At 59.5% G+C, this 20,885-nt stretch carries 17 protein-coding genes and 4 tRNA genes; 8 read left to right on the forward strand and 13 right to left on the reverse strand.

What is annotated here, in order from left to right:
* Positions 1–4: 4 nt before the first annotated feature.
* The 6 genes from QRN36_RS23415 to QRN36_RS23440 are packed head-to-tail and all read right to left on the reverse strand — an operon-like array spanning position 5 to position 7,254.
* Positions 5–433 (reverse strand): type IV pilin protein, encoded by a 429-nt coding sequence (locus QRN36_RS23415; RefSeq protein ID WP_306470555.1) that lies wholly within the window; start codon positions 431–433, stop codon positions 5–7.
* On the reverse strand, positions 430–4,761 hold the full coding sequence (locus QRN36_RS23420) for a pilus assembly protein (RefSeq protein ID WP_285426231.1): 4,332 nt from the start codon (positions 4,759–4,761) through the stop codon (positions 430–432). The genes QRN36_RS23415 and QRN36_RS23420 overlap by 4 nt, the downstream gene beginning before the upstream one ends.
* 24 nt (positions 4,762–4,785) lie before the next feature.
* Positions 4,786–5,361 (reverse strand): PilX N-terminal domain-containing pilus assembly protein, encoded by a 576-nt coding sequence (locus QRN36_RS23425; RefSeq protein WP_285426232.1) that lies wholly within the window; start codon positions 5,359–5,361, stop codon positions 4,786–4,788.
* Positions 5,358–6,167, reverse strand: a complete 810-nt coding sequence (locus QRN36_RS23430) for a PilW family protein (protein ID WP_285426233.1) — start codon at positions 6,165–6,167, stop codon at positions 5,358–5,360. Before QRN36_RS23430 ends, QRN36_RS23425 begins: the two co-directional genes overlap by 4 nt.
* Positions 6,164–6,721, reverse strand: a complete 558-nt coding sequence (gene pilV / locus QRN36_RS23435) for a type IV pilus modification protein PilV (protein ID WP_373568789.1) — start codon at positions 6,719–6,721, stop codon at positions 6,164–6,166. The genes QRN36_RS23430 and pilV overlap by 4 nt, the downstream gene beginning before the upstream one ends.
* Positions 6,721–7,254 carry a GspH/FimT family pseudopilin gene (locus tag QRN36_RS23440; protein WP_285426235.1) on the reverse strand — a complete coding sequence of 178 codons (534 nt, stop codon included), beginning with the start codon at positions 7,252–7,254 and terminating at the stop codon, positions 6,721–6,723. The genes pilV and QRN36_RS23440 overlap by 1 nt, the downstream gene beginning before the upstream one ends.
* A gap of 189 nt (positions 7,255–7,443) precedes the next feature.
* On the opposite strand from QRN36_RS23440, the gene thiO reads away from it, so the two are divergent.
* On the forward strand, positions 7,444–8,547 hold the full coding sequence (gene thiO / locus QRN36_RS23445; protein WP_285426236.1) for a glycine oxidase ThiO: 1,104 nt from the start codon (positions 7,444–7,446) through the stop codon (positions 8,545–8,547).
* On the opposite strand, the gene QRN36_RS23450 is transcribed toward thiO, so the two are convergent.
* The 6 genes from QRN36_RS23450 to QRN36_RS23475 form a co-directional block, all read right to left on the reverse strand.
* A complete protein-coding gene (locus QRN36_RS23450) occupies positions 8,544–8,966 on the reverse strand; it encodes a hypothetical protein (RefSeq protein WP_285426237.1) in 423 nt (140 codons plus the stop codon). The two genes, thiO and QRN36_RS23450, sit on opposite strands and share 4 nt — an antisense overlap.
* A gap of 14 nt (positions 8,967–8,980) precedes the next feature.
* Positions 8,981–9,550, reverse strand: a complete 570-nt coding sequence (locus QRN36_RS23455; protein ID WP_285426238.1) for a nucleotidyltransferase domain-containing protein — start codon at positions 9,548–9,550, stop codon at positions 8,981–8,983.
* Between the two features lie 83 nt (positions 9,551–9,633).
* Entirely contained in the window at positions 9,634–10,974 is a 1,341-nt protein-coding gene (locus QRN36_RS23460; RefSeq protein ID WP_285426239.1) for a sigma-54 dependent transcriptional regulator, read from the reverse strand.
* A 2-nt stretch (positions 10,975–10,976) separates the two neighbouring features.
* On the reverse strand, positions 10,977–12,569 hold the full coding sequence (locus tag QRN36_RS23465; protein ID WP_285426240.1) for an ATP-binding protein: 1,593 nt from the start codon (positions 12,567–12,569) through the stop codon (positions 10,977–10,979).
* Positions 12,559–12,798: a PP0621 family protein gene (locus QRN36_RS23470; RefSeq protein WP_285426241.1), complete on the reverse strand. Its 240-nt coding sequence runs from the start codon at positions 12,796–12,798 to the stop codon at positions 12,559–12,561. The genes QRN36_RS23465 and QRN36_RS23470 overlap by 11 nt, the downstream gene beginning before the upstream one ends.
* A 143-nt stretch (positions 12,799–12,941) precedes the next feature.
* Positions 12,942–13,964 (reverse strand): outer membrane protein assembly factor BamD, encoded by a 1,023-nt coding sequence (locus QRN36_RS23475; RefSeq protein WP_093464669.1) that lies wholly within the window; start codon positions 13,962–13,964, stop codon positions 12,942–12,944.
* A 151-nt stretch (positions 13,965–14,115) separates the two neighbouring features.
* Here QRN36_RS23475 and rluD point away from each other — a divergent pair, with 151 nt between their 5' ends.
* From rluD to QRN36_RS23510, 7 genes are all read left to right on the forward strand, one after another.
* Entirely contained in the window at positions 14,116–15,078 is a 963-nt protein-coding gene (gene rluD / locus QRN36_RS23480; RefSeq protein ID WP_093464666.1) for a 23S rRNA pseudouridine(1911/1915/1917) synthase RluD, read from the forward strand.
* Between the two features lie 8 nt (positions 15,079–15,086).
* Positions 15,087–15,812, forward strand: a complete 726-nt coding sequence (gene pgeF / locus QRN36_RS23485; RefSeq protein ID WP_285426269.1) for a peptidoglycan editing factor PgeF — start codon at positions 15,087–15,089, stop codon at positions 15,810–15,812.
* Positions 15,813–16,131: 319 nt separating this feature from the next.
* On the forward strand, positions 16,132–18,696 hold the full coding sequence (clpB, locus tag QRN36_RS23490; RefSeq protein WP_093464663.1) for an ATP-dependent chaperone ClpB: 2,565 nt from the start codon (positions 16,132–16,134) through the stop codon (positions 18,694–18,696).
* A gap of 341 nt (positions 18,697–19,037) precedes the next feature.
* Positions 19,038–19,113: transfer RNA gene (locus tag QRN36_RS23495), tRNA-Asn, on the forward strand.
* Between the two features lie 20 nt (positions 19,114–19,133).
* Positions 19,134–19,210 (forward strand) — tRNA-Pro (locus tag QRN36_RS23500).
* Positions 19,211–19,216: 6 nt separating this feature from the next.
* Positions 19,217–19,292 (forward strand) — tRNA-Lys (locus tag QRN36_RS23505).
* A 95-nt stretch (positions 19,293–19,387) separates the two neighbouring features.
* A tRNA-Pro gene (locus QRN36_RS23510) sits at positions 19,388–19,464 on the forward strand.
* 225 nt (positions 19,465–19,689) lie between these two features.
* Here QRN36_RS23510 and pstS read toward each other — a convergent pair.
* Complete coding sequence (gene pstS, locus QRN36_RS23515; protein WP_285426242.1) at positions 19,690–20,724, reverse strand: phosphate ABC transporter substrate-binding protein PstS; 1,035 nt, start codon at positions 20,722–20,724, stop codon at positions 19,690–19,692.
* Between the last annotated feature and the right edge of the window lie 161 nt (positions 20,725–20,885).

Below are 20,885 nucleotides of genomic sequence, written 5' to 3' on the forward strand. Positions count from 1 at the left end.
CGGCTTATTTGAAGCAGTCTGAGCCGCCTGCTGCGGTTTTCGTACCGTCCTGGATGATGGTCAGTGAACCGCATGCATCACTGGCCTGTTGACCCTGCGGCTGTACTTGAAACGCATACGTTGTGGACGTCGCGGTGGTCATTTTCAACAGGTATCGGCCAGTCTGTGATGTTGGTGCTGCACTGGTGAACCCCAGCGCAGTGAGGTCTGCCGGTGCATAGTTATTGTTTTGCGCGTAATAGCGCTCCATCCGGGCCACCGCGTCGTTGAGCATCGCAATCCCTTCCGATCTGTAACCGCGCTGCAGATATTTCGTATATGCCGGATACGCGATGGTCGCCAGAATCGCGACGATGGCGACGGTGATCATCAGCTCGATCAGGGTGAAACCGCGTTGCGAGTGTTTTGAACGATGCATTGAATACTGCCTCATTGCGCAGGATAAGGAATGACGCGCCAGTTCTGACGACCGACGTAGCCCGTACCAGTGTTGACGATGATCGAATCGCCGTCCGAAGGCGTCGATGTTTTCTGATCACCCGTGGAACTGATAGCCACGCCGCCAGCTGCCATGCTGATGCCACTCACCACGTTGTCGTTGTAATTGTCGGCCGTCGAAATGGTGCCGTTACGACGCAGGTTGAACACAGTGAAAGTGGTCCTGCCACCGGTGGTCGGGTCCAGACCGTACTCCCAACCACTGACGCCAGGGCTGCAGACGTCGGTGCTTGGCGTGCGGGTCGAGGCGAAGAGAACACTGCCGCTGATGCTTAGCGGGTCCACCATGCGTTCGCCCAACAAGGCGTTGTTGACGGTCAGGTTCAGGTACCAGCCGGACTTGGTTGTCCAATCCACCGCGTTGGTACTCACGAGGCGGATGTTGTTGGTCGCCGAGCCGAAAACCGCGTTATTGACCTGTGAGGTAATCGTCTGTTGTTGCAGGCTTGATCTGGCCAGGACCGGCGTGGACGCAGCGGCTGCGCCAGCCGTCTGTTTGTCCCAGATGCCGTAAAGCGTTTGCAGATCCGTACTGGTTTTATCCGCCGAGGCGAAATATCTACCTGTGCCGAAGATGACGATGGTGCCGGCAGAGGACGGGTGAGCGACCACGGCCGGTGCCGCCGTGATCGACTGCACCGCTGCGCCTGAAGCATCGCTTACGGTGGCGGTGTACAGCGGTTTGTTACCGAATGCGATCTTGAAGTTGGCCGCTGTCGCGTTGGCGACCAGCGACGAACCGATTAGATCAAAGCGCCACAGGTTGCCCAGAAGATCACCGGCGTAAACGTAGTCGGCGATACCGTCCGCGTTGGCGTCGAGTACCACCGGCGATGACAGACCATTGTTGCCCACTACCGAAGTGGTCAGTTTGCTGACGACCCCGCCCGTGGCCGCGTTGAGTACGAACAGCGAGGCGTTGCCATTGTTGCCGTTATAGCCGTTGCCAACGATGACGCCCCATTCTCCAGTGTGCAGGCGAGAAATCACGGGGGTCGAAAAGGTCGAGCCGAGGTCGACATCGTTCTCCGATGTGAACTCCCACAGCAGGCTGATGCTGTCTGGATTGGTGATATCCAGCGCGAAGATTTCACGTCCGCCACCGCCTAGCGTGCCGACCAGAATGGTGCGCCAGGCGCCAGAGATGTAAACATCTGCGACCACCGGGGTGCCGTCCACGTAGTAGCGGTGCAGTGCGGAGTTGGTGTTGTAGTCCTTGTTCGTCAGAGCGCTCAGATTCTGGATGACGGCCGATGGAATGAACGCAAACTTCTCAACGCCTGTCGCGGTGTCAAACGCATGGAGCATCCCGTCGTTTGCGCCGACATAGATCTGACCCCGACGATCATTCTGACTGGTCTTGAATGCGGTGTAGCTGCTGGTGGTGCCAACGGTGCCATTCAGGGTGTCTGCGACGGATGCATCGTACAGCGCGCCGGTGACCACCACCGGCGAAGAGTTCACCAGGTCGCCGATCAACGAGGCGCGCCGACGATACGTCGACGTGGCTTTACTGACATCGCCCTTGATGAAGTCGACCTGATCGGACGTCAGGGTCGATTGCAGTGCAATGCCGGCGTAGGTCCGGTTACCCAGGTTGGTGTACGTGAATGGCTGCAGGGCATTGCCTGCCTGATTGGCCATCTGGATGTTGCGCTGATTCCAGGCCGGAACCTGCTGCGAAGCGACCCAGTTCTGGACGGTGCTGCCAGTGGGATTGGTCGTGGTGTAAGTGATCGTGGTCTTGATCAGGTCTCCGCTCCAGGTCGCGACGTTGAGGCTGTTCAGGTACCGCGATGAAGAGTTATCGGTGCCCAGCGTAGGCAGAACGGCGGGTGTTGCAACCGAACTGTTCTTCTGCAGAATCTGGTTGAATGCAGACGAAAGCTGGTCTTTCAACGTCGCAGCGTTGCTTACCAGGAAATAATTGTCCGGCGTTCCGCTGGTGTTGGAATCCCATTGGCCGCTGACCGGCAGGCTACTGCTGGTGTTGTTGGCGTCTCCAAAGCCGCCCCATTTCGCTGCGTACCACAGCGGGTCTTTCAGGTTGGTGACAGCGCGGGAAGAGGACGCTGTGAATCGGCGGGTGTGGGTATCGCTGCGCGTCGGGTTGAAAAGGCTACCGTTCGAGCCGTTGCGTCCCGGGAGCAGGTCACTCGTTCCTGTACAGGCCGTACTGGGCGCACAGTCCCCCGGCAATCGGGTGCCTGGCGTATCCAGCGAGTAGTGCTGGTTGCCGTTACCACCGCCGGTGACTTCAAGGTAGATGCCGTCGTTGGTCGTGCCCGAAATGGTGTAGCCCATGTGCGACTCGGCGGCTGACACCGAGTAAGCGGTCTGCAGCGTCACATCGACACTGCCCAATGCGTTGACGGCCACCGTGTACAGGACGATAGCGTCCATGTCGTAGTCGCAACCCTGACCGCAATCGTCGAACACGACCCGAAACACAGCTTGGGCACGGCCGCCGTTGATAGTCGTATCGGTCGGCTGGCCTGGCATGTTGTACATCGAGTCGATGTAGAAACCGGTGATCTGCTCGGTGACACCGTTGGTCACCTTGCCGAAAGGTACCAGCGTGATGGTGCCGGTACCGACCGGCATCTGAATGCGCGGCAGTGTCGAGGACAGTGCGATGGAGAAGGTCTGCACCTTCTGGTTGCCCAGCGAGGTGATCGGATTGGTGTTGGCATAGTAGGCGACCGCACCGGCGTTGAACGTACCCTGTTTGGTCGGCTCTTCCGGCAGGCCGCGAATGTTACCCAGGCTTGCAGCGGCTTTCGCAGTGGGCGCCGTGTCATTGATGCCGACGGTCTCACCGATGTTGACGTTCTTGCTACCCGAGCCTACATCGTTGTTCCAGATCGTCTGGCCCAGCGTCTGCACGTTCAGCTTGTTCAGGGCCGTCGTCGCGCTTGGGGAGGCGGTCGAGCTGAATGCACTGCCGGGCAAATCGGAGTCATACGTCGGGTTCACGTCACTGAACAGCGTCTCGAACGGTTTGGAGCAGCTTGGGTAGGTTGGCGTCGTGGCGTCGGCACTGGGCGTGGCCGAGTATGGGTTAGTCCAGGAAGTCAGGCCGCTGAGACCGAGCAACGTGTCCGCAGCGCCGGACAAGTAACCGCTGGTCGGTGTCGTCGCGCCGCTGAAATAGCGCATGGTCTCGAACATCATCTCTGCCAGCGGGTTACCCCAGTTCGGGCAGTTCGAGTTAGTGATGGTGTTGCCGGACGTGCTGCAACCGGATGAGAACGTCAGGTCATCGAGCGTGCCGACAATACCGGTGTCGTTGAAGATGCCGGTGGAAGCGTCGATTTCGTTGGAGAAACTGCTGATGGGCTTGCGAATCGCGCCGCCCTGGATGTTGTTCTGATAAGTCCCCGTCATCAGACCGAAGTACATCTGATTGCCTTCACCGAAGTCATGAAGGATGCCGGTAGGCTTGTATTTGCCGTTCGGGTACAGCTTGCAGTTGCTCTCGATAAAACCGGTCTTGCACACCTCGACGCGAACCCGATAGTCCGTCGGCGAAACGAAAACGTCTTGGAAACTGGTGTTGGTGGCGTAGGAACCGCCTTGGGTCACTTCCCGAGAAACCCATCCAAAAATGCGGATGTTCGAGACATTGGACAGCACGCGCAGCAGCGGGACGCTGGATTGGGTGTTGTTGGCGAATAGCGTGTAGTTGCTGCCGGTCGGGTTGGACAGAGGCGTGTAGTCAGACAGGTTGTAACCGTCCACTGTGGGGCTGCGATATTCCTTGCCCCAGGTGTGGGCGTCGGTGGGAATGTACGCGCGCTGCAGGATCGTCTGGCTTGTACTGTCCGTGCTGCGATAGCCGCCATAGAGCACTTTGCGCAGAGCATCGACGCGGGAAGTCGTCAGGTAGTTGAGGTAATCACCGCTCCAGCTTCCTGGGCATTTTTTGAGGTTGGCGACTGTCGTTTTAGACGAGGCAGTGAAATAGTTGTTGCTGTAGGTGTAGCAGGTCAGCGAATCGAAATAGCCCAGATAAGTGATCGATGGCTTGTACCGTATATCGATCGAGCCATCACCATCCAGGTCCGACGCATCGTTGTACGCCGGGAAAAACAGTTTGTGATCGCGCCCGACCACCAGCATGTTCAGCGGCGGCACCGAGTTGTTGACGAACAGCGGCAGCTGCGCCGGCACCTGACTGACGGCGGCTCGGGCTGCGGTCGGCAAAAGCAGGAGGCAGGCCAGGGCAACGATGAAACTGCTGAGCGGATTTGGCTTATTCATGGTTGTTCGCTATCAGGTGTGCACTCATGAGTCGGACACGGCAAAAACGGATCGCAGGATGACGCGCTGGGTCGAGGTGTCGCTGGAGCAGCGTACGGTCGATGCGCAGGCGGTGACTTCGTAATAATGTCGGCCGCAGTCCTTGGTCAGCAACGCGCAGTTGTTCTGGGCCTGCCCGTCGAGCAGTTTCAAGTCCGTGACATACCATTCCACTTCGACGTTGGCGCCGGTGTATTCGTTGTTCTGGTAGGTGGTCACCAGATTGATATTCGCCGTATTCGCCGCCGTAAAGGCGGGCGCATAGTCGCCATTGACCAGCGTGGTCGGAATGGCCATGCAGGGTTTATTGGTGTTGCCTGCAATCACCGAACATTGCCACTGGTTGATGCTCTGCTCACCGATCCGCAGCCCCGCTTCGGCAGCGTTGGTCAGGGTTTTCTGCAGCCTGAGATTGCCCGTGATCCGGGACTCGAGCGACACCCCACGCATGCTCGAAAGTGCCAGCAGCGTGATGATCAGCAGCATCATGATTGCCACCAGCAGCGTCGCGCCGGTCTGGCTGCGGTTCGACTGCATGACGAAGCGGATCGAGCGCCTCATTGCATCTGGTTCCTGATCATGATGGTTCCCTGCACGATCTGATAAATGCTGTTCACATCGGCGTAGGTGGTGCCGTATCGGCCATTCCAGTCTTTGAGCGCGGGCGAGACAGCGCTGGTGTTGTCCCGGATCATCGAGGTGCCGGGGCTTTGCATGAGCACGCTGTAGCGCACCGCTGCGATCGTGCCGGTCGGTGTGGTACTGAAGGTGCTGACGGTTTTTGAATCCGCGGCGCCGGAACCGTATTCGAAACGCAGGTCCTTGACCCCGCTGACCAGTTGCTGGGTCGTGGTTCCGCTGGTGCAGGTGATGGCACCGGTATCGGTACCCGTTCCGGCGACGAAAGCGATCTTCTCGACGATTTTTGGACGCGTCGTCGAGGGCACTGTTTTGGCGGAGTAAGGGCTGGTGATGCTGTCCTTGTCGGCGTTCGCCAACACGCCACCCTGGCAGGTCACGTCCAGCTTGTTGGTCGCCTGATACTGAATGCACAGCGATGTTTCCGACAGCGCAACCACCGCAGCGCCCGCCGGGAATGTGCAGCCGCTCAGCGTGGCGTCTGCGGGAATGCCGGCGCCGAGATTACTGCGATAGCCGGCTTTCAACAGCTCCTGGCTCAGGATCGCGAGTGCGAAACGGCCGTTTTCCTGGTTGCCCATCTGGCCTTGCTGAAACAGGTAGGCTCGCTGGTTGGAAATGAAGATCTGCGTGACGCCCAGAATCAGGAACATCCCGATGAGCATGGCCACCATCAACTCGATCAGCGACAGACCCTTCTGCCGGCTGCGCAGGACTGCTGAGATCATCGGATGCGCGTCCTCAGTCGGTAAGTACAGGTGCCAGTGGCCGCCAATGTGCTGCCGGACATGCATTCAGCCTCGTTCTTCACGGTCCAGGCCACCTGGATCTGAAGCTCGGTGTTGGTCGCGCTGGAGGTCGTGCAGGCGTCGACATTGTCGGCGTTATCTTTTGTAGGGGTTTTGCAGATATAAAAGCTCGATGCCAGTAAGGTATCGGCACCGGGCAGTGTGGCTCCAGCCCGGATGGCCCAACAGCCAATCTGTTCTGAGAGGGTGGCCGGGGTCGGAATGCACTTGGTCGCGGGAGCCGGGAACGGTGAGCCCGGAGCCTTGAGACATGAGTTCGCGTCCGTGCAGTCCGCCGGCGCGCTGCGAATGATTTCGAGCAGATCGTCCACCAGCATGATCGCGGCGTTGCGTTGTACCGAATCTTGCGTGTATGGAATGGCTTTGCTCTGCAGCGCGACCATGCCCAGTACGCCGATGACGATGATGATCAGGCTGACCAGCACTTCAATCATGCTGAAGCCGGCGTTGCGGCTCGGTGCTGAGATCATCATCAGCAGCCACTCGGTTTGGTGGCGGTGGGAGGCGAAATCCGGCCGCTGGTGAGCAACGTGACGTACTGAGAAGTAGTGGATGAATCGGTGGGGTAGTTGATCTGGAAGCAGGCGTTCGTTGATGCGGTTCCGGTGGTCGTGAAGTCCACGCTGTTCACTGCGGAACTGATCGCGACACCCGTCTGCAGGCCGCCGCTAGCGACTTTTCTGAGCGTCACGGTGCCGGTGACCACACTGATTTCCGTGGTGTTGACCGGCGCGCTCACAGTTACTCTCGCCCCGCGCGTCACTGCCTCGGACCGCGCGTACTGGAGCAAGTCGTAAAGCTCGTCAGACGCCGCCCGAACGTTCATGCGATGCAGCAGGCTCGAAAAGCTCGGCATTGCCATCCCCGCAAAAATGGCCACGATCACGACCACCACGATCAACTCGATCAGGGTGAATCCGTGGCTACTGCCCTTGTCAGGACCTTGCCAGCTGCGACGCAAATTCAGGCGCGTGGGTGGACCCGAGAGCCCGGAGCTGAAATCCATCAAGGAAATTCCGTTTTTCGTTCGAAATATGGTGATACTACTCAGGTTGGAAGTCGCTATGTAGTGGATGTCCGGAGTTATTCGCCAGACCAGTGGCATAGCGTCCGTTTTTCGCATTTCATGAGTCATGTCGACGACTATTCGACAGACGATAACAGCGCTCACTTTCTTTTGATGATCGAGTTCAGCATGTCCAGGCAACACGTGATTATCGTCGGCGGCGGCGTCATCGGTCTGTTGACCGCCTTCAATCTGGCTTCCCGGGTCGCGAGCGTCACCTTGCTCGAGCGCAGCGGGGTAGGGCAGGAGTCCTCATGGGCGGGCGGCGGCATCGTTTCGCCGCTCTATCCGTGGCGATACAGCCCGGCGGTTACGGCACTGGCGCACTGGTCGCAGGACTTTTACCCGCAGCTCGCCGAGCGACTGGCGGATTCGACCGGCATCGATCCCGAAGTGCACAAGACCGGGCTGTACTGGCTCGATCTGGATGACGAGGCAGAAGCGCTGGCCTGGGCAGCCCGGCAGAACCGGCCGTTGAGCGCGGTGGACATCTCGGCGGTGTATGACGCCGTTCCGGTGATGGGTGGCGGCTATTCGCGCGCCGTCCACATGGCCGACGTTGCCAATGTGCGTAACCCGCGGCTGGTCAAATCCCTGAAGGCCGCATTGCTGGCGCTGCCCAATGTCGTGGTGCATGAGCAATGTGAAGTCCGTGATTTTGTCCGCGACGGCACGCGGGTCATCGGCGTGAGCACCGCCGCAGGCGATCTCCTCGCCGACAGCGTGGTGCTGGCAGCGGGCGCCTGGAGCGGCGATCTGCTTACCAGGCTCAATCTCGCGTTGCCGGTCGAACCCGTGAAGGGCCAGATGATTCTGTACAAATGCGCGTCTGATTTTCTGCCGAGCATGATCCTCGCCAAGGGCCGCTACGCCATTCCGCGTCGCGACGGTCATATCCTCATAGGCAGCACCCTCGAGCATGAGGGATACGACAAGACGCCCACCGAAAATGCCCTGCACAGCCTCAAGGCTTCAGCCATTGAATTGCTCCCCGCGCTGGCCGACGCCGAAGTGGTGGGGCATTGGGCAGGGCTGCGGCCCGGCTCGCCAGACGGCATTCCCTTCATCGGGCCGGTGCCGGGCCATCAAGGCCTGTGGCTGAACTGCGGCCATTACCGCAATGGCCTCGTCCTCGCCCCCGCCTCATGCCAACTGCTTACCGACCTGCTGCTGGACGACACACCGATCATCGACCCATCACCCTACGCGCCGGCAGAGCGGCTGCAGGGTTAGGTGCGCATAGCCGCGTCGAGCAGTTGCCAGAGACTGTCGGCACTGACGAGCAGCTCTGCCAGCAGAGCCTCGTCAACATCCATATAACCTTCGTATTCGGCAAGGTTTCTGCGTTCATGGCAGAGGGCAAAAAGCCGTACTTGAACCTTGTCCATATTGATCGTGTGGGGCAAACACTGAAACACCAGATAGCGCCGATCTGATCGATAGCCCTGCAAACGCATCGCAGCAAGCGCCAGCGCATGGGCGCAGTTATAAGCCAGATCAAAACGGCTGGCGTAGGAGAGAGTGGGATTACGCGCATCCCGAAGACGATCAAGTGCAGAGCGAATCAGGCCAAGGCATTCGGTTCTATCGGTAGGTTCGGCCTTCAAACCGCCCGTGCGTACGATGTTTTCCAGACTTTCATGACTGCCCATTCCGTGGGATTCCTTTAGTCACTTCCAATGATGTCGATTTTTTCCTGCTGCGAAACCCTGACCACGAAACTGTTCCCGGCGTCGAACTTGGCTTGCCAGTCGGCTGGCGTGTAAAGCGTCGGGTTAATCGTCCTGCCCAGTATTTCTTCGAGCGGCATCATACGCTCCATCACCTCGCTGTAGCGGAGGCCTTCGCCAATCAACATCAAGTCTATGTCGCTGGATGTGTTTGCGGTCCCCTTGGCGATGGAGCCATAGATAAAGGCTCGCTGGAGGCGATCCGCGAACGGCAGCAGCTCCAGTCGCAGATGATCGGCAATGCCGAACGTCTTGCGCACGATGGCGAGCAATTCTTCATAGACCGGATTGGCGGGATTGGCCTGGTAGTGAACCTGATTGCCCTGACGCGTCGCCGTGAGCAGGCCTGCCGCCTGTAATCTGGCGAGTTCTCGGGCCATGCTGCCGGTGCCGACCTGCGCCCATCGTCTGATTTCGTTGGTGTAGAAGCTGCGCTCGGGATGGCCGTAGAGCAGCCCGAGCAATCGCTGTTGGGTGATGGTGAAAAGCGCGTCGGCAATGCTCATGATGATCCGGTTACATCGTTCCCAAAAAGGGTACGATAGTTCCCTTTTTGGGAACGATCAAATCCCCGTCGTGAAAGGCCGGTTCACTCGAGACCAAGCTTCTTCAGGCGATACCTCATCGATCGGAACGTGAGGTTCAGGCGCTGCGCGGCGGCGGTACGGTTCCAGCGGGTTTCTTCGAGGGCTTGCAGGATGAGTTTGCGCTCGACGCTTTCGAGGTAATCTTCCAGGTTGTTGATGTCCGACAAGTTCGGGCCGGGCTGGGCCTGGGTGCTGGCGGGTTCGGCCAGGCGCAGGTCTTCGGTGTTGATCTGGTCGTCTTCGCAGAGTGTATAAGCGCGTTCGAGCATGTTTTCCAGCTCGCGCACGTTACCGGGGAAGCGATAGCCTTTCAGTGCCGCCAGTGCGTGGGGCGGCAGGCGGGCGGGGGCATCGCCTGCGGTTTCGGCCAGACGCCGAAGAACGTTGTTGGCGATCTCTTCGATGTCCTCGCGACGCTCACGCAGTGGCGGAACCCGCAGTTCGATCACGTTGAGCCGATAGTACAGATCCTGCCGGAAGCGACCGGCCGCCACCTCCAGACTCAAGTCCTTGTGCGTGGCGCAGAGGACGCGAACGTCGATCACCTGTTCCTGTTGCTCGCCCAGGGCGCGGACGGATTTCTCCTGAATCGCGCGCAGCAGTTTTACCTGCATCGCCAATGGCAGATCGGCAACTTCGTCAAGAAACAGCGTGCCGCCGCTGGCTGCCTGGAACAGACCGGGTTTGTCTTCGTGGGCGCCGGTGAAGCTGCCTTTGCGGTGCCCGAAGAACTCACTTTCCATCAGATCGGTCGGGATCGCTCCGCAATTGACCGGCACAAATGCTTGCTCGACCCGAGGGCCCTGCTCATGGATAAGGCGCGCAACCAGTTCCTTGCCGCTGCCAGACTCGCCGCTGATGTAAATCGGTGCCTGACTGCGCGCCAGTTTGCCGATTTGCTTGCGCAGCGCTTGCATCGGTGGCGAATTGCCGAGCAGACGATGGTCGAGGCGCGTGTCATTCGACGGTGCCTTGGGCAAGCGCAGCGCGCTGCTGACCAGCTCGCGCAAGCGGCCCAGGTCCACCGGCTTGGTCAGAAAATCGAAGGCACCAGCCTTGAGGGCCTGAATCGCGGTGTCGACGCTGCCGTGGGCGGTGATCATCGCCACCGGGACCTGCGTATGGCGCTTCTGGATGTGTTGCACCAGCTCCAGGCCGTTGCCGTCCGGCAAGCGCATGTCCGTCAGGCACAGATCGAATGCCTCGCGCGCCAGCCAGTCCTGCGCTTCCTTGACGTTGCGGGCGCTGCGCGTGTCCAGTTTCATCCGCCCCAGAGTGATCTCCAGCAGTTCGCGAATGTCCGGCTCATCGTCGACGATCAGGATCTTTTGCCGTGGGCTCATGCTCAACTCAATTTGAACGGATGGGCGAAGGTGATCCGCATGCAGCTTCCGCCACCTTGCCGGGGTGTGTAATTCAGGCTCGCCTGATTGCTTTCGCACAGCTCGCGCGAAAGGTACAGGCCAAGGCCGGTCCCTTTGCTCTCGGTGGTGAAAAAGGGTTCGAAGATCTTCGTCAGATGCTCTTCGGCGACGCCGGGGCCGTCGTCCATCACATCCAGGCTCGGCAACTCGCTGTAGGGCGCATGGAAAAGCCGCAGCCAGACTTGAGCGTTCTGATGCAGCTGGCCGCTGTAACGCAACCCGTTCTGCACCAGATTGGCCATCACTTGCTGCAGTTGCTCGGCATCCATGCGCGTCGTCAGCGTGCCGGGGCTGATGTCCAGGTGCACGGCCTGGTCGGCTGGCAGGCTGCCGCGCAACTCTTCGACGTAGTGTTCGAGCCACTGCTTGAGATCGAGCAGATGAGGTTCGGTCTGACGTCGACGAGACAACTGCAGAACGTTCTCGATCACCAGATTCATCCGTCGTGATTGATCTTGAATGATTTGACTGAGACGTTGGTCCGCGCCGCTCAGTTCCTCGGACTCGCCCAGCAGCTGCGCGGCATGGCTGATCGCGCCCAGCGGATTGCGGATCTCGTGGGCGATACCGGCCGTCAGCCTGCCCAGCGCGGCGAGCTTGAGTTGCTGAGCCTGCTGGGAAATCTGCGACAGGTCGTCGAGAAACACCAGCGTGTGTCGGTGGCTGCCACGGGTCAGCGCAACGAACCCGGGACGCAGCACCGGGCCGATGGCAGACGTGGTAATGCTGCGCGGGACCATCGATGGGTTGATCAGCCACTGGCGCAGCCGCTCGACCAGTTGTGGGGAATAGGCGTCGATGATTTCGCCCAGCAAATGCTCATGCCCTAACAGGTTCAACGCGCTCTGATTGGCGAGCAGTACTTCGCGGCTGGAGTCCAGCACCAGAATCCCGGTGCGCATGCGCTGAAGGATCAGTCCGTTGAGCTCTTCCAGATTGTCGACGTCGGCGGCGCGGCGCTCGGCAATGTCCTCGCTGACCTGCAGGCGACTGGCGAGCGTCTGCACCAGCAGCGCAGCGGCAAAGCACAGTGCGCCCAGCGAGCCTGCCTGAACGAAGTGATTGGACGCGGCCGGCTTGTGGTAGCTGATATAGAACGTCAGGTAAATGATGCCGATCGCCGACAACGCAGCGATCAACAGGCCGGTATGCCTGCGAAGCAGCACGTTGCTGATGGCCACCGACGCGACGATGAGGTTACCGATGCCGCTCGGCGCGCCGCCGCCGGCATAGAACAGCGCAGCGAGCATCAGCGTGTCGGTCATGGCGAGCGTGAACAGCTGGCCCTGACGGCTGGGCCGTTCTAGCAGCACAACGACTAGAATGTTGAACACCAGATACAGCCAGCAACCGGTGCGGAACAGCTCGATGTCCGCCAGCTCCAGCAGTTCGGCGTCCAGGCTGCTGGAGATGAGCAGCACCAGCAGGATGCCGATGCTGAGCCGGTAGAGGTGGTACAGCCGCAGAATGCGCTGGGCTTGCGGGGTTGCCAGCGACAGGCTTTCAGCGGTCACGGGCGGCGGGGCCCTGTAGCCGGTGCGCTTCGGTGCAATACCACTGCTGGTTCTGGCTCAAGGCGCGGTCGCGCGGGACATGCACACCGCATTGCGCGCAACGCACCATCGGCGCGGCGTCGAGTTCAGGCGATGCGGCCTTGGGCCTGGCGGCAGGCCTTTTCGTGGCACGTTTGAAGAACCAGATGATCGCCATGACCAAGGCAATCCACATAATCAAGCGAATCATGTCTACCAGCTTATGAAGTGAAGATGCCGCAGTGTAGCCAAGGCGTTGTCGGGCGCACAGTGATCTGCATCGCTCAAGATTGCCGGAAATGAAAAAGAGGCCCCGCAGGGCCTCTTTTTGTCTGACGCTTTGCCAGGACTGGATCAGTCGAACAGGCCGAAGGTCATGTAGCTGAAGATCGAGCGGCTTTTCGGCGTGCCGTCGTCGTCATCGTTCTTCTTTTCTTCTTCGGCTGGCTGGTTCTCAGGCAGCAGATCGGCAGGAATCGCTTCCTTGGCGTCCTGGTACTGCTTGATCACGTCCTGGTTGGCGCGGGTTTCTCCCGGCGGCAGCGGTGGACGGCTCTCGATCAGGCCCAGTGTCGCTTTCGACAGCCACGAGCGGTTGTCCGGGTCTGGCGTGCGAGGTTCGAACTTGCCGTCGGCCAGTTGCGGATGATCCGGGTAGTTGGCTTTCAACACTTGCAGGCTGGTATCGGCCAGATCGTCCAGTTGCAGACGCTGATACGCCTCGACCATCACCGCCAGGCCGTCGGCGACCGATGGGGTTTCCTGGAAGTTTTCCACCACATAACGGCCGCGGTTGGCGGCAGCGACATACGCCTGACGGGTCAGGTAGTAGTCAGCCACGTGGATTTCGTACGCCGCCAGCAGGTTGCGCAGGTAGATCATGCGCTGCTTGGCGTCAGGGGCGTAGCGACTGTTCGGGTAGCGGCTGGTCAGTTGGGCGAACTCGTTATAAGAGTCGCGCGCGGCGCCCGGGTCACGCTTGGTCTGGTCCAGCGGCAGGAAGCGGGCGATGATGCCGACGTCCTGGTCGAACGATGTCAGGCCTTTCAGGTAATAGGCGTAGTCGACGTTCGGATGCTGAGGGTGCAGACGAATGAAGCGCTCGGCGGCGGATTTCGCGGCTTCAGGTTCGCCATTCTTGTAGTTGGCGTAGATCAGTTCCAGCTGTGCCTGGTCGGCATAGCGACCAAACGGGTAGCGCGATTCCAGCGCCTTGAGCTTTTCAGTGGCGCTGTTGTAGCTGTTGTTGTCCAGATCGGCCTGCGCCTGCTGGTACAGCTCGACTTCGCTGAGGTTTTCGTCGATGACTTCTTTCTTCGAAGAACAGGCAGCGGTAAGTCCGAGGATGGCTATCAGCAGCAGGTGTTTCACTTGCATGGCGGCTTGCGTCCCTATAACGGCCTGCTGTCTTGCGCAGGACCGTCCTGTTATGATGGGCGCCCCGTGGAACCCCCGGGACAAAAGACGCCGTATTTAACCACAAGCGCACAGCCGAAACCAAAGGCCAGTGCCACCTCCTAGTTTGAGCATGTCTGAGATCATAGAACTCCGCGCAGAGGTGCCGTCCGAATTGGGCGGTCAACGCCTCGACCAAGTCGCCGCCCAATTATTCGCAGAGCACTCGCGCTCGCGCCTTTCCGCCTGGATCAAAGACGGCCGCCTGACAGTGGACGGTGGCGTTCTGCGCCCGCGTGACATCGTGCACGGCGGCGCTGTGCTGGTGCTGCAGGCCGAGCAAGAGGCGCAGGGCGAGTGGGTGGCTCAGGACATCGAACTGGACATCGTCTACGAAGACGACCAGATTCTGGTGATCAACAAACCGGCCGGCCTCGTCGTGCACCCGGCTGCCGGCCATGCCGACGGCACGTTGCTCAACGCATTGCTGCACCACGTGCCGGACATCATCAATGTCCCGCGTGCCGGCATCGTGCACCGTCTGGACAAGGACACGACCGGCTTGATGGTCGTGGCAAAAACCATCCAGGCGCAGACTCAACTGGTCGCGCAGCTGCAGAAGCGGACTGTCAGCCGCATCTATGAATGCATCGTCATCGGCGTGGTGACGGCCGGCGGCAAGATCAACGCACCGATCGGTCGTCACGGTCAGCAGCGTCAGCGCATGGCGGTGATGGAAGGCGGCAAGCCTGCCGTCAGCCACTACCGCGTTCTGGAACGTTTTCGCTCGCACACCCACGTGCGCGTCAAGCTGGAAACCGGCCGCACGCACCAGATTCGCGTGCACATGGCCCACATCAATTTCCCGCTGGTGGGCGATCCTGCCTACGGCGGCCGCTTCCGCATTCCGCCAGCAGCGAGCGCCACGATGGTCGAGTCGCTCAAGCATTTCCCGCGTCAGGCCCTGCACGCGCGCTTCCTGGAGCTCGACCATCCGACGACCGGTCAGCGCATGAGCTGGGAATCGCCGCTGCCGGATGACTTCGTCTGGCTGCTGTCCCTGCTCAAGCAGGACCGTGAGGCGTTCATCGGATGAGTGAGCTCGTGACGGACTGGCTGACACCTGACTGGCCTGCGCCTGCAGGCATCAAGGCCTGCGTCACGACGCGTGCGGGCGGTGTCAGCGCTGCGCCGTTCGACAGTTTCAATCTCGGCGATCACGTCGACGATGATCCATTTGCCGTCGCCCGGAACCGATCGACGCTGACCTCGCGGCTGCAGGTCGAGCCCGCATGGCTGAAGCAGGTTCACGGCATTGACGTCGTCGAAGCGACGCCGGCTGAGGTCATGCAGGCTGACGCCAGCTGGAGCAGGACGCCTGGCATTGCCTGCACCATCATGACCGCCGATTGCCTGCCGGCCTTGTTCTGCAATCGTCAGGGCACGCAGGTCGCCGCTGCCCATGCCGGCTGGCGCGGGTTGGCGGCAGGTGTTCTGGAGGCGGCTGTCGACAGCTTCGATGATGCGCCTTCCGAGATTCTGGTATGGCTGGGTCCGGCGATCGGCCCGCAGGCTTTCGAAGTCGGCCCCGAAGTGCGCGAAGCCTTCATGGCCACTCACCCGCAAACTGCAAATGCGTTCGTGCCTGGTGCCAATCCGGGCAAATTCATGGCCGACATCTATCAGCTGGCCCGCGCGCGTCTGGCGGCCCACGGCGTAACGGCGGTGTATGGCGGCGGTCTTTCGACCTATAACGACGAACGCTTTTTCTCCTACCGCCGAGGTGCGCGCACCGGACGGTTTGCGTCGTTGGTGTGGATCGAGCAATAGTCTTTACGGCGATATCTGTAGGAGCGTGGCTTGTCCCGCGATCGGCTGCGAAGCAGTCGCGTCCATGGTTATTGGCAATGGTAGATGTATCGTGAGCTCTGGACTTACGGCGACTTCGTCGCCGATCGCGGGGACAAGCCACGCTCCTACAATTTCCGTGTTTATTCCTCATATCCCTCCCCGACAAGCTAACGTTGATCTGTGTCAAGCGCCCGCCGCTTGAATCCTGCGTAATCGGCCACATCTAAGGGCTATCTGGCAGGTTTTCTTCATTAAGGTGTGTTCATTGCTCCGGCCTGCCCATTTAGGAAGGTGACCAATGCGTATTGACCGTTTAACCAGCAAGTTACAGCTCGCTTTATCCGATTCTCAGTCTCTGGCGGTGGGCATGGACCATCCCGCCATTGAGCCTGCGCACCTCATGCAGGCCTTGCTCGATCAGCAGGGTGGTTCGATCAAACCCCTGCTGCTGCAAGTCGGCTTCGACATCAACAGCCTGCGCAAAGCGTTGAGCAAAGAACTCGACCAGCTTCCCAAGATTCAAAACCCGACCGGCGACGTGAACATGTCGCAGGACCTCGCGCGCCTGCTCAATCAGGCCGATCGTCTGGCTCAGCAAAAAGGTGATCAGTTCATTTCCAGCGAACTGGTTCTGCTCGCCGCAATGGACGAAAACAGCAAGCTGGGCAAGCTTCTGCTTGGCCAGGGCGTGAGCAAAAAGGCGCTGGAAAACGCCATCAGCAACCTGCGAGGCGGCGATGCGGTCAACGACCCGAACGCCGAAGAGTCGCGTCAAGCGCTGGACAAATACACCGTCGACCTGACCAAGCGCGCCGAAGACGGCAAGCTCGACCCGGTCATCGGCCGTGACGATGAAATTCGTCGGACCATCCAGGTGTTGCAACGGCGAACCAAGAACAACCCGGTTCTGATCGGTGAGCCTGGCGTGGGTAAAACCGCGATTGCCGAAGGTCTGGCCCAGCGCATCATCAACGGCGAAGTGCCGGATGGCCTGCGCGGCAAGCGTTTGTTGTCGCTGGACATGGGGGCGCTCATTGCCGGGGCCAAGTTCCGCGGCGAGTTCGAGGAGCGCCTGAAAGCCGTGCTCAACGAGCTGTCCAAACAGGAAGGCCAGATCATTCTGTTCATCGACGAGCTGCACACGATGGTCGGCGCGGGCAAGGCCGAAGGCTCGATGGACGCGGGCAACATGCTCAAGCCCGCACTGGCGCGTGGCGAGTTGCACTGCGTTGGCGCCACCACGCTCAACGAATACCGTCAATATATAGAGAAGGACGCGGCGCTTGAACGACGCTTCCAGAAAGTCCTGGTGGACGAGCCGAGCGAAGAAGACACCATCGCCATCCTGCGTGGCTTGAAAGAGCGTTACGAGGTTCACCACAAAGTCGCGATCACTGACGGCGCAATCATCGCAGCCGCCAAGCTCAGTCATCGTTACATCACGGACCGTCAGTTGCCGGACAAGGCCATCGATCTGATCGACGAGGCCGCCAGCCGCATCCGCATGGAAATCGACTCCAAGCCGGAAGTGCTCGATCGCCTTGAACGTCGCTTGATTCAGCTGAAGGTGGAGTCTCAGGCGCTCAAGAAAGAAGACGACGAAGCCGCGAAAAAACGCCTGGAAAAACTTCAGGAAGAAATCGAGCGTCTGGAACGCGAATACGCCGACCTGGAAGAAATCTGGACGTCCGAGAAGGCTGAGGTCACCGGTTCCGCGCAGATCCAGCAAAAGATCGAGCAGTCCCGTCAGGAACTGGAAGCGGCTCGCCGCAAGGGTGATCTCAACCGCATGGCCGAGTTGCAGTACGGCGTGATTCCGGATCTGGAGCGCAGCCTGCAAATGGTCGATCAGCACGGCAAGCCTGAAAATCAGCTGCTGCGCAGTAAAGTGACCGAGGAGGAGATCGCCGAGGTCGTGTCCAAATGGACCGGCATCCCGGTGTCGAAGATGCTCGAAGGCGAGCGCGACAAGCTGCTGAAGATGGAAAGCCTGCTGCACGAGCGTGTGATCGGTCAGAACGAGGCGGTGGTGGCGGTGGCCAACGCAGTGCGTCGTTCGCGAGCGGGGCTGTCTGACCCGAATCGTCCAAGCGGTTCGTTCATGTTCCTCGGTCCGACCGGTGTGGGTAAGACTGAGCTGTGCAAGGCGTTGGCCGAATTTCTGTTCGACACCGAAGAGGCCATGGTGCGGATCGACATGTCTGAGTTCATGGAGAAGCATTCCGTGGCTCGTCTGATCGGTGCGCCGCCAGGCTATGTCGGTTACGAGGAAGGCGGCTACCTGACCGAAGCGGTGCGTCGCAAGCCGTACTCGGTGATTCTGCTGGACGAGGTCGAGAAGGCGCATCCGGATGTCTTCAACATTCTGCTGCAGGTGCTCGAAGACGGGCGTCTGACCGACAGCCATGGTCGCACGGTGGACTTCCGCAATACGGTGATCGTCATGACCTCCAACCTGGGCTCGGCACGCATCCAGGAATTGGTCGGTGATCGCGAGGCGCAGCGCGCTGCGGTGATGGATGCACTGGGCTCGCACTTCCGCCCGGAATTCATCAACCGGGTCGACGAAGTGGTGATTTTCGAACCGCTGGCTCGTGATCAGATTGCCGGTATCACTGAAATCCAGCTTGGTCGTCTGCGTCAGCGTCTGGCTGAGCGTGACCTGAAACTGGAGCTGACGCCTGAGGCAATGGACAAGCTGATCGCTGTCGGTTACGACCCGGTCTATGGCGCACGGCCACTCAAGCGTGCGATCCAGCGCTGGATCGAGAACCCGCTGGCTCAGTTGATCCTGTCCGGTGGCTTCATGCCCGGCACCAGTATCAAGGGCTCGGTGGCAGACGACGAGATCGTGTTCGGCTGATCCGCTGCTTCTATATAGAAGCGCAAAAGGGGCTCCTATCAGGAGCCCCTTTTTTATGCGCGTCGAGTTTTGCTCGCGAAAGCAGGTTTTTCGCGGCTTGCGGGCCTTCTCGAAAAAAAGTCGCAAATCATTGTCTTAAAAGCAATTTAGAGGGTTGACAGGTGTTTCTGGGAATGTAGAATAGCGCGCCTCAGAGACGTGAACGCAGCGATGCAGACAGGTCGAAGAGGCTGAAAATGCAGTAGATTCAGGGTCGTAAGTGCAGGACTCGTCTTGCAAAGATGTACTGAATTTGTTGTGTCGAAGCGCGTCAAACGCTACATCTGAAATTGATAGATCGTTCCGTGATAGCTCAGTCGGTAGAGCAAATGACTGTTAATCATTGGGTCCCAGGTTCGAGTCCTGGTCACGGAGCCAATTTCAAGACGTAGTACCGTCGGGGTATAGCGCAGTCCGGTAGCGCGCCTGCTTTGGGAGCAGGATGTCAGGAGTTCGAATCCCCTTACCCCGACCATTATTTGGGTCGTTAGCTCAGTTGGTAGAGCAGTTGGCTTTTAACCAATTGGTCGTAGGTTCGAATCCTACACGACCCACCATTTTTGACCTGGCTTCATCGGGTTGAATCTTAGGGAGTGACGCCAGTTGCGTCACCCGCTTAAGGAACGCCTTACGAGGTGTTTCTCTGTTTCATCGGGGTATAGCGCAGTCCGGTAGCGCGCCTGCTTTGGGAGCAGGATGTCAGGAGTTCGAATCCCCTTACCCCGACCATTTTCGCCCCAGCAGTACCCGGGCAGAAAATCCGGCTCCGACGCCACTCGTGTCGAAGCCCACAAAAAGGCGTCCTTCGGGACGCCTTTTTCGTTTCCGCCACTCTTCCGGCCTTTCCTAATTCCTCCGGTGCTGCACGGTTTTCGCATGAGTCTTTATTCATTGCGACTGTACGGCTCTGGCAATCGGCCGTCATTCGCCCAGCGCCGCGGGGCTGCAACAGATTCACTGCGCCTTGGGCGTATCGCCCCAATAGCGCTCGATCTGGTTCTTCAGATCGTCAGGAATCGGCGCGAAGTCCAGCGAGCGCGCAAGCTCCTGGCCGCTTTCCAGTGTCCAGCGAAAGAAATCCTGAACGGTCTTCTGACGATCTGCTTCTTTGGGTTGTTTGTACATCACGATAAAGGTCGCCGCGGTGATTGGATAAGCGTTGTCGCCCGGCGCATTGAGCAACGACAAGTCGAAGTCCTTGGCGGTTTTCCAGTCAGCCGTTGCGGCAGCGGCCTGAAATGTTTCAGCGCTGGGCACGACGAAACGTCCGGCAGCGTTTTGCAACAGGCCGAAGTTGAGTTTCTGCTGCTTGATGTAGGCGTACTCGACGTAGCCGATGGAATTGGGCATCTGCTTCACGTAGGACGCTACGCCTTCGCTCCCTTTACTGCCAATACCGACGGGCCATTTCACAGAAGTGCCTGCGCCAACCTTGCTTTGCCACTCAGGGCTCAGGCGAGACAGATAACTGACCCAGTTGTACGTCGTGCCTGAATCTTCCGAGCGGTAGACCACGTTGATTCTGGCGTCCGGCAGTTTGAGCTCGGGGTTCAGCGCCACCAGCGCGGGGTCGTTCCAGCGCGCGATTTTGCCCAGGTAGATGTCGGCCAGCACGCTGCCGGTGAATTTCATGCTGCCGGGCTTGATCGATGCCACGTTGATCACCGGCACGACGCCGCCGATCACCGACGGAAATTGCTGCAGGCCGAGTGTCTGCAATTCGGCCGGGCTCATCGGTACGTCAGTGGCACCGAAATCCACAGCGCCGTCTTTGATCTGCGCCACACCGGCACCGGAACCGATGCTCTGATAATTCACCCTGACGCCGGTCTTCTGGTTGTAATCGGTCGCCCATTTGTAGAGCACCGGATAAATGAATGTGGAGCCGGCGCCGGTCACCTCCTGCGCCGCGCCAGCGCTGCTCGGCAAAGACAGGTTGAGCGCAATGCCAAGGCCTGCGGCCAGCATCATTCGGGAAAATTGAAACATGGGTGACTTCCTGTAATCGGGCGACATCGGGGTGTGATGTCTTAATGGGATCACAGTAATCAGCACGTTTTTATGACAGAAAATGTCGGAAAGCAGGAGCGCTGAATTTAGGGGTGTGCCTGTTCCCGGCTGAAGCCGGTCCTACAGACGCCGCGAGTTTT

The organism is Pseudomonas sp. efr-133-TYG-103a, assembly GCF_030209235.1.
Lineage (GTDB): Bacteria > Pseudomonadota > Gammaproteobacteria > Pseudomonadales > Pseudomonadaceae > Aquipseudomonas.

What these genes read in the sequence shown, in the direction of transcription:
- QRN36_RS23415 (WP_306470555.1), bottom strand. Translation starts at nt 433, where the DNA reads ATGAGGCAGTATTCAATGCATCGTTCAAAACACTCGCAACGCGGTTTC.
- QRN36_RS23420 (WP_285426231.1), bottom strand. Translation starts at nt 4,761, where the DNA reads ATGAATAAGCCAAATCCGCTCAGCAGTTTCATCGTTGCCCTGGCCTGC.
- QRN36_RS23425 (WP_285426232.1), bottom strand. Translation starts at nt 5,361, where the DNA reads ATGAGGCGCTCGATCCGCTTCGTCATGCAGTCGAACCGCAGCCAGACC.
- QRN36_RS23430 (WP_285426233.1), bottom strand. Translation starts at nt 6,167, where the DNA reads ATGATCTCAGCAGTCCTGCGCAGCCGGCAGAAGGGTCTGTCGCTGATC.
- pilV (WP_373568789.1), bottom strand. Translation starts at nt 6,721, where the DNA reads ATGATGATCTCAGCACCGAGCCGCAACGCCGGCTTCAGCATGATTGAA.
- QRN36_RS23440 (WP_285426235.1), bottom strand. Translation starts at nt 7,254, where the DNA reads ATGGATTTCAGCTCCGGGCTCTCGGGTCCACCCACGCGCCTGAATTTG.
- thiO (WP_285426236.1), top strand. Translation starts at nt 7,444, where the DNA reads ATGTCCAGGCAACACGTGATTATCGTCGGCGGCGGCGTCATCGGTCTG.
- QRN36_RS23450 (WP_285426237.1), bottom strand. Translation starts at nt 8,966, where the DNA reads ATGGGCAGTCATGAAAGTCTGGAAAACATCGTACGCACGGGCGGTTTG.
- QRN36_RS23455 (WP_285426238.1), bottom strand. Translation starts at nt 9,550, where the DNA reads ATGAGCATTGCCGACGCGCTTTTCACCATCACCCAACAGCGATTGCTC.
- QRN36_RS23460 (WP_285426239.1), bottom strand. Translation starts at nt 10,974, where the DNA reads ATGAGCCCACGGCAAAAGATCCTGATCGTCGACGATGAGCCGGACATT.
- QRN36_RS23470 (WP_285426241.1), bottom strand. Translation starts at nt 12,798, where the DNA reads ATGATTCGCTTGATTATGTGGATTGCCTTGGTCATGGCGATCATCTGG.
- QRN36_RS23475 (WP_093464669.1), bottom strand. Translation starts at nt 13,964, where the DNA reads ATGCAAGTGAAACACCTGCTGCTGATAGCCATCCTCGGACTTACCGCT.
- rluD (WP_093464666.1), top strand. Translation starts at nt 14,116, where the DNA reads ATGTCTGAGATCATAGAACTCCGCGCAGAGGTGCCGTCCGAATTGGGC.
- clpB (WP_093464663.1), top strand. Translation starts at nt 16,132, where the DNA reads ATGCGTATTGACCGTTTAACCAGCAAGTTACAGCTCGCTTTATCCGAT.
- pstS (WP_285426242.1), bottom strand. Translation starts at nt 20,724, where the DNA reads ATGTTTCAATTTTCCCGAATGATGCTGGCCGCAGGCCTTGGCATTGCG.